General features: G+C 53.4%; 14 protein-coding genes and 1 rRNA gene. All 15 read right to left on the minus strand.

All coding sequences use genetic code 11. The annotated features are described in order from the left end of the window. Window positions 1–270: 270 nt before the first annotated feature. The 15 genes from CKV99_RS05760 to argC all read right to left on the minus strand — a co-directional run bounded on the left by CKV99_RS05760 (window position 271) and on the right by argC (window position 17,488). Window positions 271–1,792: ribosomal RNA gene (locus CKV99_RS05760) — 16S ribosomal RNA — on the minus strand. A gap of 97 nt (window positions 1,793–1,889) precedes the next feature. Further along, a complete protein-coding gene (locus CKV99_RS05765) occupies window positions 1,890–3,224 on the minus strand; it encodes an IS256 family transposase (protein ID WP_197697175.1) in 1,335 nt (444 codons plus the stop codon). 713 nt (window positions 3,225–3,937) lie between these two features. Continuing rightward, on the minus strand, window positions 3,938–5,212 hold the full coding sequence (gene tyrS / locus CKV99_RS05770; RefSeq protein ID WP_092259989.1) for a tyrosine--tRNA ligase: 1,275 nt from the start codon (window positions 5,210–5,212) through the stop codon (window positions 3,938–3,940). 57 nt (window positions 5,213–5,269) lie between these two features. Next, on the minus strand, window positions 5,270–5,452 hold the full coding sequence (locus CKV99_RS05775; protein WP_092259990.1) for a Trm112 family protein: 183 nt from the start codon (window positions 5,450–5,452) through the stop codon (window positions 5,270–5,272). Between the two features lie 11 nt (window positions 5,453–5,463). Further along, window positions 5,464–6,054: a 3'-5' exonuclease family protein gene (locus CKV99_RS05780; RefSeq protein WP_231910190.1), complete on the minus strand. Its 591-nt coding sequence runs from the start codon at window positions 6,052–6,054 to the stop codon at window positions 5,464–5,466. A 39-nt stretch (window positions 6,055–6,093) separates the two neighbouring features. Next, entirely contained in the window at window positions 6,094–7,578 is a 1,485-nt protein-coding gene (locus CKV99_RS05785; protein ID WP_331712845.1) for a vWA domain-containing protein, read from the minus strand. A 101-nt stretch (window positions 7,579–7,679) separates the two neighbouring features. Continuing rightward, window positions 7,680–8,807, minus strand: coding sequence for a hypothetical protein (locus CKV99_RS05790; protein ID WP_092259992.1), 1,128 nt, complete (start codon window positions 8,805–8,807; stop codon window positions 7,680–7,682). Window positions 8,808–8,870: 63 nt separating this feature from the next. Beyond that, window positions 8,871–10,301, minus strand: coding sequence for an argininosuccinate lyase (gene argH / locus CKV99_RS05795; protein WP_092259994.1), 1,431 nt, complete (start codon window positions 10,299–10,301; stop codon window positions 8,871–8,873). After that, the gene (locus CKV99_RS05800) at window positions 10,301–11,506 is read right to left on the minus strand and encodes an argininosuccinate synthase (protein ID WP_092259996.1); all 1,206 of its coding nucleotides are present in this window, start codon (window positions 11,504–11,506) and stop codon (window positions 10,301–10,303) included. Before CKV99_RS05800 ends, argH begins: the two co-directional genes overlap by 1 nt. Window positions 11,507–11,642: 136 nt before the next feature. Further along, window positions 11,643–12,140 (minus strand): arginine repressor, encoded by a 498-nt coding sequence (locus CKV99_RS05805; RefSeq protein WP_092259998.1) that lies wholly within the window; start codon window positions 12,138–12,140, stop codon window positions 11,643–11,645. Beyond that, complete coding sequence (argF, locus tag CKV99_RS05810) at window positions 12,141–13,079, minus strand: ornithine carbamoyltransferase (RefSeq protein WP_092260001.1); 939 nt, start codon at window positions 13,077–13,079, stop codon at window positions 12,141–12,143. It abuts the gene before it with no gap. A 2-nt stretch (window positions 13,080–13,081) separates the two neighbouring features. Beyond that, window positions 13,082–14,281 (minus strand): acetylornithine transaminase, encoded by a 1,200-nt coding sequence (locus CKV99_RS05815; RefSeq protein ID WP_092260003.1) that lies wholly within the window; start codon window positions 14,279–14,281, stop codon window positions 13,082–13,084. After that, on the minus strand, window positions 14,281–15,222 hold the full coding sequence (gene argB / locus CKV99_RS05820; RefSeq protein WP_092260133.1) for an acetylglutamate kinase: 942 nt from the start codon (window positions 15,220–15,222) through the stop codon (window positions 14,281–14,283). The genes CKV99_RS05815 and argB overlap by 1 nt, the downstream gene beginning before the upstream one ends. A gap of 38 nt (window positions 15,223–15,260) precedes the next feature. After that, window positions 15,261–16,433 (minus strand): bifunctional glutamate N-acetyltransferase/amino-acid acetyltransferase ArgJ, encoded by a 1,173-nt coding sequence (gene argJ, locus CKV99_RS05825; RefSeq protein ID WP_092260005.1) that lies wholly within the window; start codon window positions 16,431–16,433, stop codon window positions 15,261–15,263. An 11-nt stretch (window positions 16,434–16,444) separates the two neighbouring features. Next, window positions 16,445–17,488 (minus strand): N-acetyl-gamma-glutamyl-phosphate reductase, encoded by a 1,044-nt coding sequence (argC, locus tag CKV99_RS05830; RefSeq protein ID WP_092260007.1) that lies wholly within the window; start codon window positions 17,486–17,488, stop codon window positions 16,445–16,447. Between the last annotated feature and the right edge of the window lie 190 nt (window positions 17,489–17,678).

Consider the following 17,678-nt stretch of genomic DNA (forward strand, 5'->3'; position numbering starts at 1 on the left):
CAACAACCAACCCCAACACAAAGGATCAGCCACCACAGCAAGCCACGAAACAACACACGTTGCCCCAGACACCCAACAGCATGCCAACACACCCCACAACAACAGTCATGGCAAATCGTTCATATGCACAGCATCCACCCCAGGCACCAAGCAGAACACACAATCCCGCCGGCATGCATCCACCCGGATTCACACAGTGGCAGCACCACACACGGGCACTCAACCACCAACAGTCACCAACCAGTGACCAAAAAACACAAAACTCCATAGAAAGGAGGTGATCCAGCCGCACCTTCCGGTACGGCTACCTTGTTACGACTTCGTCCCAATCGCCGATCCCACCTTCGACAGCTCCCTCACAAAGATAGGCCACTGGCTTCGGGTGTTACCAACTTTCATGACGTGACGGGCGGTGTGTACAAGGCCCGGGAACGTATTCACCGCAGCAATGCTGATCTGCGATTACTAGCGACTCCGACTTCATGGGGTCGAGTTGCAGACCCCAATCCGAACTACGACCGGCTTTACACGATTAGCTCCACCTCACGATATCGCCACGCGCTGTACCGACCATTGTAGCATGTGTGAAGCCCTGGACATAAGGGGCATGATGATTTGACGTCATCCCCACCTTCCTCCGAGTTAACCCCGGCAGTCTCTCATGAGTCCCCAACCAAATGCTGGCAACATAAGACAAGGGTTGCGCTCGTTGCGGGACTTAACCCAACATCTCACGACACGAGCTGACGACAACCATGCACCACCTGTACACCAGCCACAAAAGGGAAACCATGTCTCCATGGCAATCCAGTGTATGTCAAGCCCAGGTAAGGTTCTTCGCGTTGCATCGAATTAATCCACATGCTCCGCCGCTTGTGCGGGCCCCCGTCAATTCCTTTGAGTTTTAGCCTTGCGGCCGTACTCCCCAGGCGGGGCGCTTAATGCGTTAGCTACGGCACAAAACCCGTGGAAGGATCTCACACCTAGCGCCCACCGTTTACAGCATGGACTACCAGGGTATCTAATCCTGTTCGCTACCCATGCTTTCGCTCCTCAGCGTCAGTCACTGCCCAGTAACCTGCCTTCGCCATCGGTGTTCCTCCTGATATCTGCGCATTTCACCGCTACACCAGGAATTCCAGTTACCCCTACAGCACTCAAGTTATGCCCGTATCGCCTGCACTCCCGAAGTTAAGCCCCGGACTTCCACAGACGACGCGACAAACCACCTACGAGCCCTTTACGCCCAGTAATTCCGGACAACGCTCGCACCCTACGTATTACCGCGGCTGCTGGCACGTAGTTAGCCGGTGCTTCTTCTCTAGGTACCGTCACACACGCTTCGTCCCTAGCGAAAGGAGTTTACAACCCGAAGGCCTTCATCCCCCACGCGGCGTCGCTGCATCAGGCTTCCGCCCATTGTGCAAAATTCCCCACTGCTGCCTCCCGTAGGAGTCTGGGCCGTATCTCAGTCCCAATGTGGCCGTACACCCTCTCAGGCCGGCTACCCATCACCGCCTTGGTAGGCCATTACCCCACCAACAAACTAATAGGCCGCAAGCTCATCCCATACCAGCACAAAACCTTTCCACACACCCACAAAAGATACGTGAATATCCGGTATTAGACCCAGTTTCCCAAGCTTATCCCGAAGTACAGGGCAGATCACCCACGTGTTACTCACCCGTTCGCCACTCGAGCACCCTAGCAAGCTAGAGCCTTTCCGTTCGACTTGCATGTGTTAAGCACGCCGCCAGCGTTCATCCTGAGCCAGGATCAAACTCTCCACAAAAACAATTCCAAAAGAAATCATCGAAATCATTCAGGCCGTGAAAAGCCCAAACCCAACCAAAAAGAGGGTGTCAAGTTGTTTGTGTGTGGGGTTGATTTTATAGGTAGTTTTGGAAGCGGTCGGGGTAGGCTACGGACATTTGGTTGATGGCTTGTTTCCACCCTGCCACGCGTGCACCTTCTATGAGGCGTCCGGCTGTGGCAGCAACCTTTTTGCCTTCTTTGGCTCGTTTGGCGGCACGGCGATCTTCGATATTGCAGATCATCAACCACAGCGTCTTGACTGCGGATTCATCGTTAGTGAACTGCACCCTATTACGGGTGGCTTTACGTAGTTGATTGTTAAACGATTCAATCGAATTCGTCGTGTAGATCACCTTCCTCGCTGCTGGCGGGAACTGTAGAAACGGTATAAACCGATCCCACGCATCGCGCCACACTTTCACTGATTGCGGATATTTCTGCCCCAGCTCAGTTGCAGCAAAGTGTTCTAACGCTTGCGCTGCCTGGTCCTCATCAGCAGCGGTGTAGATCTGCTTTAAAGCCGCTGATACTGCTTTACGGTCCCCGTACGCAACCCACCGGTTGGCTGCCCTGATCAGGTGGACGATACAGGTTTGAACCATCGAGTTCGGCCAGGTCGCTTCGACTGCTTCTGGCAGGCCTTTCAACCCATCACAGCACACGATGAAAACGTCTTTAACACCCCGGTTAGCCAGGTGGGAACAGACCTGTGCCCAGAACGAGGCTCCTTCTTCTTTGGCAATCCAAATACCCAGGATGTGCTTAATACCGTCCATATCCACCCCGATAGCCAGATAAGCAGACTTGTTGACCACTCGCCCACCATCACGGACTTTGATACGCAGTGCATCGAGGAACACCACGGGGTAGAACTCATCTAGCTGGCGGCTTTGCCACTGCAGTACTTCGTCGAGCACTGCATCAGTAACCGCAGAGATCGTCTCATGCGACACATCGATCTTCAAGGCTGTGGCTAGGTGGTGTTGGATATCACGGATGGTCATCCCACCGGCATACAAACTAACGATCATGTCATCGACATCGGTCAGGCGACGTACTCCTTTAGGCACCATCGTCGGAACAAACGTCCCCTGCCGATCACGGGGCACATCAATGGTGACAGGCCCATAGTTAGAATCCACGGTCTTTGGATAGCTGCCATTGCGGTGGTTATCAGCCCGAGCAGCGTTTTTGGCTGCCCTGTCACCAGACTGATAGCCGAGGTGGACATCCATTTCCGCCTGCAATGCTGCCGATAGCGAGGCTTGCAGCATGCCCCTGACCAGTTCATTGGCATCCGTAGTAGAGGTTGCAAGCTCCTTGATGATTTTAGCTACCTCAGGATTGGCAAGCAGTTTCTCCTCAATAGCATCAATCCGAGCTTTATCCTCTGGATCACGTCGCGTCATAGTCGTCATTGTGGTTCATCTCCTCATGCAGGATCGGTATCCCACACACAAACCATCTGACACCATCACCAAAAACAAACAACCAGCAAAAAACCACTCGTTGTCCACAAAAAAAGAATTACAAAAAACACACCAACCCCCAACCCAACAAAGGGCACAAAAAAGGGGGTCAGCACAAAAAATAAACAAACCACAAAACGGTTCATCTACCAATCGAATGCACATCAACATGCACACTTGCTTCCTGCACCGAAAAAACAAACCACCACAAACCTACGGACAATCCATGGCGACCGGCACACACCCACGCAATTCGCTACGCCCAACACAAAAGAAGAACACAACAAACCACGCAAGCACCACAAGGCACACACCAACACACAAACCACGCAAGCACCACAAGGCACACACCAACACACAAACAAAAAGTACATTGGCACACTATCGAGTTCTCACACAACACACGCACGCTCTCCACCCGACCGATCTTCGGTCACGCTTTCGAACAGCGGATTCAGAACCTACCCTAAGAATCTAACTTCAGTCAAACTCGCCAGAATTCAGTTCTTCCGCACCACTTGTTAACCATCCGGTCACTTTCTCGTGGCGACTTGAATCAATTTACACACAAAGGGCGCCTTTGCAAAATCTGCAGGTAAATCAATAAAACCGCGACTCAAAAGAATCGCGGTCTATTGGCGTTAAGAGCAAAGCTACCCATTAATCCTCACGCCGGCGAACTTCTTCTTGCCCCGGCGCAAGACTAGCCAGTGCCCGTGCAGAAGATCAGCTGTGGTCGGAGCCCAATCATCGGATTCGATGCGCTGATTATTCACGTACGCACCACCTTCTTTCACGGCGCGACGTGCGTTACCTCTGGAATCCACCAAACCCGACCCAACAAGCAAGTCAATAATCGTGCGATCGTCTCCAGCGTTGACCTCGAAAACTTCCGTCTCCGAAACCGCGGAAGCCAAAGTGGACTCATCAAGTTCCGTCAGCTCCGCGCGACCAAATAACGCCTGCGATGCAAGCTCCACTGCCTTCGTTGCATCTGGACCATGAACCAGATCGGTCATCTCGCGAGCTAGACACCTCTGCGCTTCACGCTTGAAAGGACGTTCTGCTACTTCGACCTCGAGCTCGGCAAGCTCCTCCTGAGTTAAGAAGGTAAACCAACGCAAGTAGCGAATAACGTCCGCGTCCGAAACATTAATAAAGTACTGGTACCACGTGTAGGGGCTGGTCATCTCTGGATCAAGCCACAGTGACCCCCCACCCGTCGACTTCCCGAACTTCTTGCCATCGGAATCAGTCACCAGAGGAACCGTCAAAGCATGAACTTGCTCCTGATCCATGCGACGATTCAGGTCAACACCAGCAACAAGATTTCCCCACTGATCTCCGCCACCGACCTGCAGAACACAGCCGTAATTACGGCGCAACTGCACGAAGTCATTTGCTTGCAGCAACATGTAAGAGAACTCGGTGTAGGAAATACCGTCATTCTCCAAGCGTCGCTTTACCGTGTCGCGCGCCAACATGGTCGACAGGGGGAAGTGTTTACCCACATCGCGCAAAAAATTAATGACTGTCATGTCTTTTGTCCAGTCATTATTGTTCACCAGCTGCGCAGCATTATCGCCTTCAAAGGATACGAAACGGGACAGTTGACCCGAGATACGCTCAGCCCACTCTCCTACGGTGTCCTCCGAATTCATCGTGCGTTCACCAACATCACGGGGATCTCCGATCATCCCCGTTGCACCACCAGCCAGAACTAGCGGACGATGCCCCGCTTCTTGAAAACGACGCAACATCAACAATGGCACTAAGTGCCCAGCATGTAAAGACGGACCGGTGGGATCAAACCCACAATACAAAGTAATAGGTCTTTCAGTTGCTTCACGCAGTTCATCAAGATCAGTGGACTGGTTAATCAGGCCACGCCAGCTGAGTTCGTCAATAATGTTGGTAGAAGAAGACACAGATCGTCCTTAACGCGAAACACGATGGATTGATAAATTGATAAAGCTAGGCCTGCGTTACTGGTCGTTGCCGACCCATTTGCGAGCCTCGTCGATAAGCAAGACGGGGATGCCGTCGTCGATCCGATACGCGAGATTCAGCCGATCATTGACTAATAGCTGTTCATCTTCCAGATAAGACAATGGCCCCTTGTCCTTCGGACAAACAAGCACCTCAAGCAATTTCGGATCAAGACTCATGGTTGCTCATCTTACCCGCTGATCTCGGGCGGTGTGTCGTTGAGACCCGGAAGATTCCCGAACTTAGACCGCAGCGTCCGTGCATGCGAATCTAGCTCGCGCACATTATTGTCTAAAATCGCCTTTTTGATATTGGCTACTGCACCTACCAAAGTATTCAGCGAGTCAAGGAACCAACGCACCGCAGCGTCCAGGTTAGGATCCGGCGCGTCACGGTACGTGTCCACGACCTGAGGAAAATAGATCTTTACAATGTTCCACATACTCTGCTGATGCTCGGGATAGGCCTCAAGATCATCCCACTCCGCTAACACAAAGCGCACATTCTGGTCAAGCTCTCGGGCCTTATCAGTCACGATCTGCGGTGGTCGAGTTGTCGCAAGTACGCCGAGTGCGGTTCTCATTGATGTCTCCAGATCAAGCGAAACAGACTTAGGCGGAGCTGCTTTCAACGCCTTTGGTGATCTTGGTGGTGTAAGAACATAGCCTGCGCCCCAAGCAGCAGCAACAGCCAACATCCAAAACGCGCCCAACCCGAAAATTGCATGCAAGACGAGAACCAGTGCCGCTGCGATCAGACCTACTACGTTCTTTCTAGCCACCAGGAATCCCAATTTTAGACAGTGTGGAACACAGAAATTCTATTGATAACCACGAATCTCCTTAAATGCGCCATGAAGATCTCCATTGAGCGCGTCGAAGACTGCTCCGCCTGTTAACTCCGCAAGATCCTCCATTTCTTCCGCGCTCGCTTCTCCATACAGAATTATAAACACCGGGATGTCTTTTATCTCCTCGGGTAAATGTCCGTAAGCGTCAACGAAGCCTTGGTAGTCAGGCCCCCTCGTCACTAAACCGTCCGACAACAAAACAATCGAGGGAATACCGTGATCAGTGTCGGCTTCTTCCAGCGCTTGCAACAGTGCTTGGTAAAGCGCGGTGTCGCCCACGCCTACTAAACCGTCTACGTATGCGGATAGATCCCTAATCGATTGAGGATTATCATGCCCGAAAGTTACAGTCACAGACGAATAAGGCTCATCAGAAAACGCTAACAACGATACCAGCTCGTTATCCCGCAACCCAACATTACCGGTTTCTGTAGAAGCACTCCCGTCAATCAATGAGTGCATTATGTCCTTCAAAGAGTCAAGGCGTTCACCATCCATGGATCCCGAAGTGTCGAGCACAAATGTAGTGGATCCTGGAGCGCGCAAACCATTGTTATAAACATGAAGTAGTTCTTCTACGATGCCGCGTTCTGAAGGAAAAGCAAGTTCAATGGCTAACTGCTCTCTAACCGGTGCTGGCAGCTCATCAACCTCGCCGACGGGACGGCGATAGGTATTAGCTATTTCCTGTTGATGCTCCATCAGCCATTCGACGAGTGCTTCTACCTTCTGTCCCGCCTGAGCGCCTTTCGGTTGAGCTAGAGTTGACAAAGGATAGTCCGCAGAAATCACGCCATCGGCTGGCACAATCACAGTGATTGGATGCCCTTCTTCTCGAAGTTGATGCAGGTTCGATTCATAGTTAATGATGGCATCAACTTCACCCGGATTATTTACAAATGTATCCGCTAACCATCCAGATGAACCAGAAACCATTTCTTGTGCTTGATACAGCTGAGCCATCGGCTCCACAATCCGGTCAATATCCTCGTACGATAGGGCTTGTCCGGTATCAGCGAGAGCCGTTGCTACTGAGAGTAACGAAGAGAAACCTGAGTTAGACGAATTGGGATCAGTCATCCCGAAACTGAATTCTTTGCGACCAGCTGCCTCCCCAAACTCGGACCAAGTTGGCTGATGATTATTCCACCCCAAACGTTGCGAAGCATCTTCCCACACGCCGAAAGCGACTGGGCTTGTAGCGATGCTCGTCTCGTTTGCCAATTTGTGGTCGGCACCGATCAGGTCCACGTACCGATTAGTAGCGAACCAAGTAGCATCTTTAGTGCCGTCGAATTCGCCAGACTTCAAAGATTGTGAATTAGCTAAAGTACCTGCCGGAAATTCCAATTCGATTGGAAACCCTAGGTCCTCGGAAGCCTCTCCGACAAGGCCCTCAAGATCTTTAAGCTCTGTCGCCGCCACTATCGTCAGTGGCTCCTGATCAAAATCCATGCGTTCCCCACCGCCAATTGGAAGTTGCACGGACGTCTCGCTGCATCCAGTAAGACCTACAACGACAGCAGCTAGGATAGCTACAAGCAGCCTTTTCATCATTACTCCTCAACCTCTCCTTCCCCACCACCATAGACTTCGCCAACAGTAGCAATTAAGTTTTCTAACTGATCATATGAAGGTAGGTCTACTGATGCGACGTAATCGCTGGGAGGATTTAGACCGGATTTCTCCATCACTTCAGCGAACACCGCCGGGTCTTGCGTGCGAAACCCATGCTTTGCTGCAAGCTTCTGTAGTTCTTCATCGGTAGCCAGCACTTGTGCGAGTTCCCTACCACCTTCGGTGATACCTACGATCCCGTGTTTCGCCTGAACGGTAGGATCGAGATAAAGCAACACTTGATCATCCGCCAATCGAGAATTATCGTTCAGAGCTTCTTCGAGGAATTGTGCTTCATAGACCAACACCATGGGTGCAGCCCCGATGCCTTGGCTAAGGTAGTCGGAAAAAGGCGCTGCGGAACTAGCAGACGTGAAACCTTGGTTCACAAAAAAGGGAATAATCTTTTCAGTCACGGAACTCCCGTCAAAATCTGGGTCTTCGTTCTCAAATATCCACCAAAGAATCGCAAGGTACATTGCGGCGGAGTTAGAAGTCTGGATATCGGTTGTTCGGATCTGCACTGAACGAGGAGAAGGAAATTCATCGCCAAGTTCTCGCCATCGTGAACCTGCGGAGGCAAGTTCGACAAAACTTTTCATGTCTAACACTGGGAGCCCATCCCGTTCGTGAACCATGCCCTCACGCTTAAGAACATCGACGATAGGTTGAAATGTAGCCACCGTCATTGGCGAGTAAAAGGGGTAAGTAGCGTGAAAGTCATCGTTCGTCCGCAAGATCTTTTCAGTGGCTGGCTCCGACGACGGGAAGACAAAGTCTACCTGGCTGGAGTCGATTTTTTCTGCGATCTCCCTTGAGCCGGCTGTTCTAATATCAACGCTGAAACCAATCTCTCGGAGACGTTTGATCACGTCCTCATCTTCAAAAAAAGGGCGTTTCTCCGATCCAATCACTCCAGATAGCGTTGTGGTTTGACCGCCACCAAGTAGCGGAATATTTCGCCCCACTACTACTGCGACTATAGCGACAATAACTAGAGAAATGCCCAAGAAAATTGAGCGAACGCGCGACCGTTCGTCCTTCTTTGCGTGTTTTGCTGCACTCATGACACTGTTGGACGTTACAACTATTCAGACACAAGTGCAACCCCTCTACCTGTATAAATATTACTAACGGACCGGAATAAGTGCCCACTGGCGGTACTCCGCCGCAGCCTTTTCCACACGCTCACGCTGTTCTTCCACTCGTGGACGAGCCGTACCTCCACGGGTGTCACGCGATGCCACAGCACCGTCAATGGTGAGGACTTCACGCACTTCAGGAGTAAGACGAGAATCGACGCTTTTGAGTTCCTCATCGGTGAGATCTACCAGGTCAACGCCACGCTGCTCAGCGATGCGGACGCATGCGCCGGAAGCCTCATGAGCTTCGCGGAACGGCACACCTTGACGCACCATCCACTCTGCTAAATCAGTGGCGAGCGTGTACCCCTGAGGTGCGAGCTCGCGCATTCGATCTTCGTGGAAAACCAAGGTAGCAGTCAGCCCGGTCATTGCCGGAAGCAAAAGTTTGAGCTGGTTAACCGAGTCAACCACAGGTTCCTTATCTTCCTGCAGGTCACGGTTGTATGCCATTGGCTGCGCTTTCAGTGTTGCCATAAGTCCAGCAAGGTTGCCAATCAGACGGCCCGACTTGCCACGGGTAAGCTCTGCGACGTCAGGGTTCTTCTTTTGGGGCATGATTGACGAACCAGTTGACCATTCGTCGTGCAGCGTAATATAGCCAAACTCTGGAGTGGACCATGCGATAATCTCTTCCGCAAAGCGAGAAAGATCCACGCCAATCTGAGCAAGAACAAAAGCAGCTTCTGAGGCGAAGTCGCGGCTTGCAGTTCCGTCCAGCGAGTTGTCGGTAGCAGAATCGAAACCAAGTTCCTCGGCAATCGCTTCTGGGTTGAGTTTGAGCGAGGAGCCCGCTAACGCACCAGAACCGTACGGAGAAACCGCCAGGCGTTTGTCTAGATCCTGGATCCGCTGCAGGTCACGCAACAACGGTTGAGCGTGAGCCAACAGTGAGTGAGCGAGAAGAATCGGTTGGGCCGCCTGGAAATGGGTCTTGCCCGGCATGATCGCGTCAGGATGAGCCTTGGCCTGAGCAACTAAAGCGTCGATCAGATCGACTATGTCTAGCGCTACATCGCGTAGTGCGTCACGTAACCACATACGAAACATCGCGGCCACCTGATCATTACGGGAGCGGCCTGCGCGCAGACGACCGCCGATCTCTGGGCCAACACGGTCGATCAAACCACGCTCCATCGCACCATGGACATCCTCGTCAGACGGATCAGGCTGGAAGGTACCGTCAGCGACATCCTTGCCCAGTTGCTCCAAACCCCGCAGCATGATGTCCAAATCATTGTCGGTAAGGAGGCCAGCCTGGTTCAGGACTTTTGCGTGAGCCTTCGATGCCAGAACATCGTAGGGTGCAAGAACCCAATCGAAGTGGGTAGACACACTCAGTGCGAACATCGCCTCGGAGGGACCGCCGGAGAAGCGACCACCCCACAAAGCTCCTTCATTAGTCCCGTGCTGCTGCATTAGTTCTGACCTGCTTCGCGGTCGCGCTTGTTCGCGATCTTGGAGGACAAACCGTGCAGCTGAACGAAGCCCTTGGCCAGAGTCTGATCGAAGGTGTCACCAGTGTCATAGGTAGCCAGGTTGAAGTCATACAGGGAGTGGTTAGAACGGCGCCCGTTCACAGTTGCGGTACCAGCGTGCAACACCATACGAATATCGCCGGTGACGTGCTCCTGAGTAGATTCAATGAAAGCATCCAAGGAACGCTTTAGCGGAGAGAACCAGAGACCATCGTAGACTTCTTCGGACCAACGTGCCTCAACCAAGCGCTTATAGCGGGCCAGCTCACGCTCAATGGTCACGTCCTCGAGAGCCTCGTGTGCGGTGATCAAAGCGATAGCACCAGGTGCCTCGTAAATCTCACGAGACTTGATACCCACCAGGCGATCCTCCACCATGTCCAGGCGACCAACCCCCTGGGCGCCTGCGCGGCGGTTCATCTCTTCGATAGCTTCCAGCACGGTGACAGACTTTCCATCGATGGCAACCGGCTTACCAGCCTCGAAGGAGATAATAACCTCGTCCGGGGCGTTACCTAGCGCCGGATCTTCAGTGTAGGCGTACAGGTCCTTGGTGGGAGCGTTCCACAAGTCTTCAAGGAAACCAGTCTCCACAGCGCGACCCCACACGTTCTGGTCGATAGAAAATGGCGAAGAGGCCGACTGCTCAATGGGCAGATCAATCTTCTCTGCGTACTCGATTGCCTTATCACGGGTCCAGGCGAAATCGCGAGCTGGGGCGATGATCTCCAGATTCGGGTCATTGTCCATGAAGCCAACCTCGAAACGAACCTGGTCATTGCCCTTACCGGTGCAGCCGTGGGAGACGTGAGTACCACCGAACTCCTTCGCAGCTTCTACAAGGTGCTTCACGATTAACGGGCGAGAAATCGCGGAGACCAGTGGGTACTGCTTCATGTACTTACCGTTTGCCTTGATCGTCGGCAAGCAGTATTCCTCTGCGAACTCGTCTTTAGCGTCTACGACGACGGACTCAACGGCACCGCAGTCAAGCGCGCGCTGGCGAACAGACTCCATATCCTCGCCGCCTTGACCTAAGTCGAGCGATACGGCGATAACCTCGCCGCCAGTCATTTCGGCCAGGTATGGGATTGCTACCGAGGTGTCTAGGCCGCCTGAGTAGGCCAATACTACGCGATTAGTCATGTGTAACTCCTTGTGAAATCAAAGTCTTACTATGTGGCTTAGGCGACAGCTACCGCCACCTCCCCAGTCTCGGCTATTTAGAGTACCGGGTTTGCAGCAGTCAGTGTTTGTCGCCCCATCTTGTCATTTTTTGGTTCTAGTGCGGTTGTTGTTCTGGTGTCGCCGCAAGTTGGCCCGCTAACTCCTTGCCGGTGATAGGCTCGCGGGCGAGGACAAAGATGGTGTCATCACCTGCAATCGTGCCGACTACGGAGTCAAGTCCCACCCGGTCGATATAGCTAGCTAGGTACTGGGCGGCACCGGGCGGGGTCCGCAACACTGCAATATTAGAGGAATAGTCTACGGACACCACCAATTCTTCCAACATGCGGCGCAGCTTGTCCCGTGGCCCCGAGGACGCTTCAGCAAGGTTCTGTTCGACAAGGCTCACCGTGTAATAGGATCTTCCTCCAGAGCTTGGACGGACTTTTTTCGCCCCGAGTTCATCTAGATCCCGCGATAAAGTCGCTTGGGTGATGTCAATGCCTTCGTCCAGGAGCAATTCAGAAAGCTGAACCTGGGAATGCACCCGGGTAGTGTTCAGCAAGTCAAGGATTTTTCCTTGACGCGCTGTACGTGAAACTGGTGCCGACATTTACTGGTTCTCCAACAGCCAAACCAGCAGAGCTTTCTGCGCGTGCAAGCGGTTTTCCGCTTCATCGAAGACACGTGACGCAGGCCCGTCAATCACTTCAGCTGTAACCTCGTTACCACGGTACGCGGGAAGACAGTGCAGGAAGATGGCATCATTGCCTGCCAGGTTCATGATGTCGGTGGTGACTTGGTAAGGCAGAAACGGGGTACGACGATCCTTGCCATCGTGTTCCATACCCATAGACACCCAGGTATCGGTGATCACCACGTCTGCCCCAGCAACCTCCTCTATTTGAGAGGTAACCACAACGTTGGCACCGGTTTCGTCGGCACGCGCCTGTGCTCGATCGATGAACTCCTGTTTTGGCAAAAACCCATCGGGACCGATGATCGAGATGTCCATGCCGGCGGTAGCGAACCCGATCATGTATGAATTTGCCATGTTATTGTCGCCGTCGCCCAGGTACACGGCCTTCTTCCCCTTCAGCCCCGCATGGCCTTGCTCGGGGCACAAGTTCTCGATGACCGTTTGCAAATCCGCGAGGATCTGACAAGGATGCAGGTCATCCGACAGCGCGTTGATAATGGGTACCGTCGCTGTTTCTGCCATGTCTAGCAGGTTCTGATGGGCGTAGGTCCGCCACACAATTGCCTCAACAAAGCGCGACAGCACTGCACCAGTGTCCTGGTAGGTCTCCCCCTTGCCCATCTGGGAGTTTCCTGTTTCGGTCACAATGGCGTGCCCTCCCAGGTGCGCGATTCCCGCGTCGAAGGAAAAGCGGGTGCGTGTCGACGTCTTATCAAACAACACCGCCACGGACAGCGGGCCCTCAAGTGGGCGACGCGATAGCGGCTCCTTCTTTAGCTGGGCCGCAAGTTGAAGAACCTCGGCCTGCTCGGCTGGGGTGAGGTCATCGTCTGCCAGAAAATGTCGTGGCATAATTACTTCCCTTCGGTTTCGGTGCTTGCTGTGCTTGCCACTGCAGCCAGGGTCGAAGCAATGCGCTGGGTGGCCTGGGTGATCTCGTCATCAGTGATGACAAGTGGAGGAGTCAATCGCAGAACGGTGTCGGATGGTGCGTTAAGAATCACGCCATGCTTATAACCTTCGGTGACTGCCTGCTTAGCAATTGGCTTGTCGACGACCACTCCAAGCATCAAGCCACGCCCCCGCACGTCCGTTACGCCATCAACTCCTCGGAGCTGTTTAGCAAACATTTCACCTTTGCGCCGCACCTCAGCCACAAAACCCTCGTCGACCACATCGAGAACTGCACTTGCGGCAGCACAAGTCACGGGATTCCCACCAAAAGTGGTGCCGTGTGAGCCAGGGCCAAATAGCTGTGCTGCCTTACCACGAGCCAAGCACGCACCAATTGGCAGCCCGCCACCAAGGCCCTTGGCTATGGTGATCACGTCAGGAACAATGCCTTCGTGTTGGTGCGCGAAGAAGTCACCGGTACGGCCGATACCAGTCTGTACTTCATCTACGATCATGAGAATTCCGTGCTGATCGCACAGGTCACGCACCTGTTTCAAGAATCCTTTCGGAGCTGGAATAACACCGGTTTCGCCTTGAATGGGTTCAAGAAAGATCGCTGCGACACCAGATGGATTAGTAGCAACAGCTTTGGTGAGGAATTCGATATCACCATAAGGGTAAAACTCAACACCCGGTGCCAGTGGTTCAAACGGCTTTCTCTTATCCGGCTGCCCGGTCAGCGCGAGGGATCCCATCGTGCGGCCGTGGAAACCATGCTCTGCAGCAAGCACACGGCCACGCCCAGTCAGCCGAGCAAGTTTGAACGCGGCTTCGTTCGCCTCGCCTCCAGAATTGCAGAAGAAAATGCGGGCACTGTCATCACCGAAACGTTTCTTTAACTCGGCTGCTACTGCAACCACTGGTGCTGATGCGAACAGATTGGACACGTGGCCCAATTGGCCAATCTGGGCCGTGACTGCTTCAACAATGGCGGGGTGTCCCTGCCCAAGACCGTTAACTGCGATGCCGGCGAGCAAATCAATATAGTCATTACCATCCGCGTCGGTGACTATTGCTCCGCTGCCAGAGACAAGTTCAATGGGCGGAGTTCCGTAGGTATTCATCAGGACATCGCCCCACACGTTTATTGCGTTGCTCATTACTCCACATCCTTTCTGAAAACGGTGCCATCTGGATACTCATCACTCTCGTATTCGTCGGGAAGCACCATCGTGCCAATACCGCCCATCGTGAGCAGCTCAAGTAACACGGAATGCCCAATCCGGCCATCAATCACGTGCGCTGCTTTGACCCCACCGTGGACCGCCCGGAGGCAGGACTCCATCTTGGGAATCATGCCGGCATCTAGACTCGGCAGCAGCTCTTCTAAATCGTCCACCACAATCTTGGACACCAGCGAGTCCCGGTTAGGCCAATCGGTGTACAGGCCCTCGACGTTGGTAAGAATCAAGAGACGCTCAGCATCAAGAGCCGCAGCCAGTGCACCAGCAGCGGAATCTGCATTGATGTTGTACACGTTCCCGTCAGTGCCGGGCGCAATCCCGGATACCACTGGGATCCGTCCCGAGTGAATAATGTCCATGACGGCATCAGGATTCACGTCGACGATATCTCCCACCAGACCGATATCAGTCTGAGTACCATCGACGTCGACATAACGCTTCTCAGCGGTAAACAGTCCGGCGTCCTCTCCAGAGGTGCCCACGGCGTAGGGTCCGTGCTTATTAATCAAGCCGACAAGGTCACGCCCAACTTGGCCGAACAGCACCATGCGCACCACTTCCATCACGTCAGGTGTGGTGACACGGAAACCTCCTTTGAAGTCGCCCTCCAAGCCGACTCGTTTCAACATCGCTGAAATCTGTGGACCACCACCGTGCACCACCACGGGCTTAGCGCCAACCGTGCGCAAAAATACCATGTCTGCGGCGAAAGCCTTTTTGAGATCTTCGTCAATCATGGCGTTGCCACCGTACTTCACTACCACGATCTTATCGCGGAAGTGCATGAGCCATGGCAGTGCCTCAGCTAAAACGTTTGCCCTGACCTCACTGGTCAAAGTCTTCATCATGTCCTGCATCATTGTCCTCACATTTTCAAAAACCTAGCCGTATCTCGCTAGGTGCTGTACGCCGAGTTAATTTCTACGTAGGCATGCGAGAGATCCGTGGTGCGTACGGTTGCTGTCCCTTCTCCACCCGTGCCAAGATCAACACGGACGTCGATATCTTCTCCACTCAAGTCCACGTCACGGGCACCAGGAACACCGGTCGTGTTCTTGCAAACGACTTGGTTGTTGAAGGAGACAGAAATTTGGTCTGCGTTCATCGCTGCGTCAGCCATGCCCACCGCAGCCAGCACGCGCCCCCAGTTTGGATCGGAACCAAACATTGCACATTTGAACAGGTTGTCACGGCCGAGGGTGCGCGCCGCGTTGAGTGCCTCTGCATCAGAGTCGGTGCCTTCGACGGTGATGGTGACGCGCTTGGTTACGCCTTCTGCGTCTGCCTGCATTTGTTGGGCGATCTCGAGGCAAACAGCGTGGACCGCTTCATTAAGTTCAGCCTGCGTCGGGCTGACACCTGACGCACCCGAGGCCATCACAATCACCGTGTCATTGGTAGATGTTGAACCGTCGATGTCAAGGGTGTCAAACGTTACTGAGCTTGCCTGACGAAGAGCTTCATCCAAGGCTTCGGGGCTTGCCGACGCATCCGTGGTGATGCACACGAGCATTGTCGCCAGCGACGGAGCAATCATGCCAACACCTTTGCCCATGGCACCAACAGTCCAGCCATTACGCCGCGTCACAGCTTGCTTCGGAACAGTATCAGTGGTCATGATTGCTTTTGCTGCAGTCGTGCCATGCTCAGCGTCGGAACCGAGTGCGTCGTTAAATTGATCGATGCCAGACAAGATACTTCCCATAGGTAGCAGCTCACCGATCAACCCAGTCGAACATACTGCGACATCCTCGTGCTTCTCAATGCCTAAGCGATCCGCTGTCCGGGTTTGCATCAGAGCCGCGTCGGTATCTCCTTGTGTGCCGTTGCACGCATTGGCGTTGCCGGAGTTGTACACCACAGCGCGAAGCTGCCCATCGGCTACCGTTGTGCGGCTCAGTTTCACAGGTGAGGCGACCACACGGTTGCGGGTGAAGACGGCGGCGGCGTTGTATTCTGGCCCATTGTTCACGACTACGGCCATGTCAAGCTTGCCTGAAGCCTTGATCCCAGCCGTGACACCCGCAGCACTGAATCCTTGCGCTGCGGTAACACCAGTATGCTCCATTGAAGTTCTCCTTACGGGGCGACGCCGGCCTGGGGAAGACCTGCTGTTTCATCGAAACCGAGAGCAATGTTCATGCACTGCACTGCTGCCCCTGCGGTTCCCTTGGTGAGGTTGTCGATTGCGCTAGTTACTAGCAGTCTTCGGGCTTTAATATCTACTTCAACTTGTACGTGACACATATTAGATCCGACAACGTTTTGGGTCTGAGGTTGTGCACCCGCAGAAAGAACATGTACAAATGGCTCCGCTGAGTAAAACCCTTCGTACACTTGACGCGCCATATCTTCAGTCACGTCGCCAACAAGCGGCAGCGTCGCCGTGGTGAGAATACCACGGGGCAAAGGAGCCAGCACCGGGGTAAAGCTTATAGTGACATCTTTGTCAGTAACTTCAGCGATATTCTGGGCAACCTCTGGAGTGTGGCGGTGCCTGCCCGCCGTATTGTAGGCCTTGAGAGAGCCCATCGTCTCAGACCCCAACATGGCGACTGAGGACTTTTTACCCGCGCCGGAGACACCAGTGATTGACACGATTGAAATATCCGGCTCAGCAATTCCGGCTTTAACAGCAGGTAAAATTGCCAGTGTTGCCCCAGTTGGGAAGCAGCCTGGCACCGCAATTCGCTTATCGCTGGCGATCTGCTCGCGGTGTCCTGGCATCTCAGGGATACCATACGTCCATGAACCCGCGTGCTCGGAACCGTAATAAGCCTCCCAATCGTCGGCGTTCTTCAAACGAAAATCCGCAGCACAGTCAATCACGAGGGTATCGTCGCTAAGCGCTGCTCCGATTTCCGCAGAAAACCCGTGTGGCAGACCCAAGAAAACCACATCATGCCCATCAAGAACCTCAATGGTTGTGGAATCGATGACGCGATCTGCCAGCTGCGGCAAGTGTGGCATGAGATCGGTCACCTTCTGACCAGCGTTGGAATTTCCAGTCAGGGCACCTATCTCAAGCTTGCCAGCCAGAAACTGGGGATGTTGAAGCAGCAAACGCAGGATTTCTCCGCCTGCGTATCCTGTCGCTCCTGCTACTGCTACCTTGAGAGTCATGCAAGCCACTATAGCATTTATGCACATTTGTGTAAATTATGCATCCTGGCGGCCTGTGACCTGCCCAGCTCCCCCGGCCTGTGAGTTTGGAATCTTCCGGCAACAGAATCCATCCCACTCAACCGCTTCACACTTTCATTAGGCCCACACCCCGCCCTGAATTGAGGGCCTCGATAACTCATTTACTTAA

The sequence above is a fragment of the Corynebacterium cystitidis genome (assembly GCF_900187295.1).
In the GTDB taxonomy this organism is placed as follows: Bacteria; Actinomycetota; Actinomycetes; order Mycobacteriales; family Mycobacteriaceae; genus Corynebacterium; species Corynebacterium cystitidis.

What these genes read in the sequence shown, in the direction of transcription:
- CKV99_RS05765 (WP_197697175.1), bottom strand. Translation starts at nt 3,224, where the DNA reads ATGACGCGACGTGATCCAGAGGATAAAGCTCGGATTGATGCTATTGAG.
- CKV99_RS05775 (WP_092259990.1), bottom strand. Translation starts at nt 5,452, where the DNA reads ATGAGTCTTGATCCGAAATTGCTTGAGGTGCTTGTTTGTCCGAAGGAC.
- CKV99_RS05785 (WP_331712845.1), bottom strand. Translation starts at nt 7,578, where the DNA reads ATGGATTTTGATCAGGAGCCACTGACGATAGTGGCGGCGACAGAGCTT.
- CKV99_RS05790 (WP_092259992.1), bottom strand. Translation starts at nt 8,807, where the DNA reads ATGAGTGCAGCAAAACACGCAAAGAAGGACGAACGGTCGCGCGTTCGC.
- argH (WP_092259994.1), bottom strand. Translation starts at nt 10,301, where the DNA reads ATGCAGCAGCACGGGACTAATGAAGGAGCTTTGTGGGGTGGTCGCTTC.
- CKV99_RS05800 (WP_092259996.1), bottom strand. Translation starts at nt 11,506, where the DNA reads ATGACTAATCGCGTAGTATTGGCCTACTCAGGCGGCCTAGACACCTCG.
- CKV99_RS05805 (WP_092259998.1), bottom strand. Translation starts at nt 12,140, where the DNA reads ATGTCGGCACCAGTTTCACGTACAGCGCGTCAAGGAAAAATCCTTGAC.
- argF (WP_092260001.1), bottom strand. Translation starts at nt 13,079, where the DNA reads ATGCCACGACATTTTCTGGCAGACGATGACCTCACCCCAGCCGAGCAG.
- CKV99_RS05815 (WP_092260003.1), bottom strand. Translation starts at nt 14,281, where the DNA reads ATGAGCAACGCAATAAACGTGTGGGGCGATGTCCTGATGAATACCTAC.
- argB (WP_092260133.1), bottom strand. Translation starts at nt 15,222, where the DNA reads ATGCAGGACATGATGAAGACTTTGACCAGTGAGGTCAGGGCAAACGTT.
- argJ (WP_092260005.1), bottom strand. Translation starts at nt 16,433, where the DNA reads ATGGAGCATACTGGTGTTACCGCAGCGCAAGGATTCAGTGCTGCGGGT.
- argC (WP_092260007.1), bottom strand. Translation starts at nt 17,488, where the DNA reads ATGACTCTCAAGGTAGCAGTAGCAGGAGCGACAGGATACGCAGGCGGA.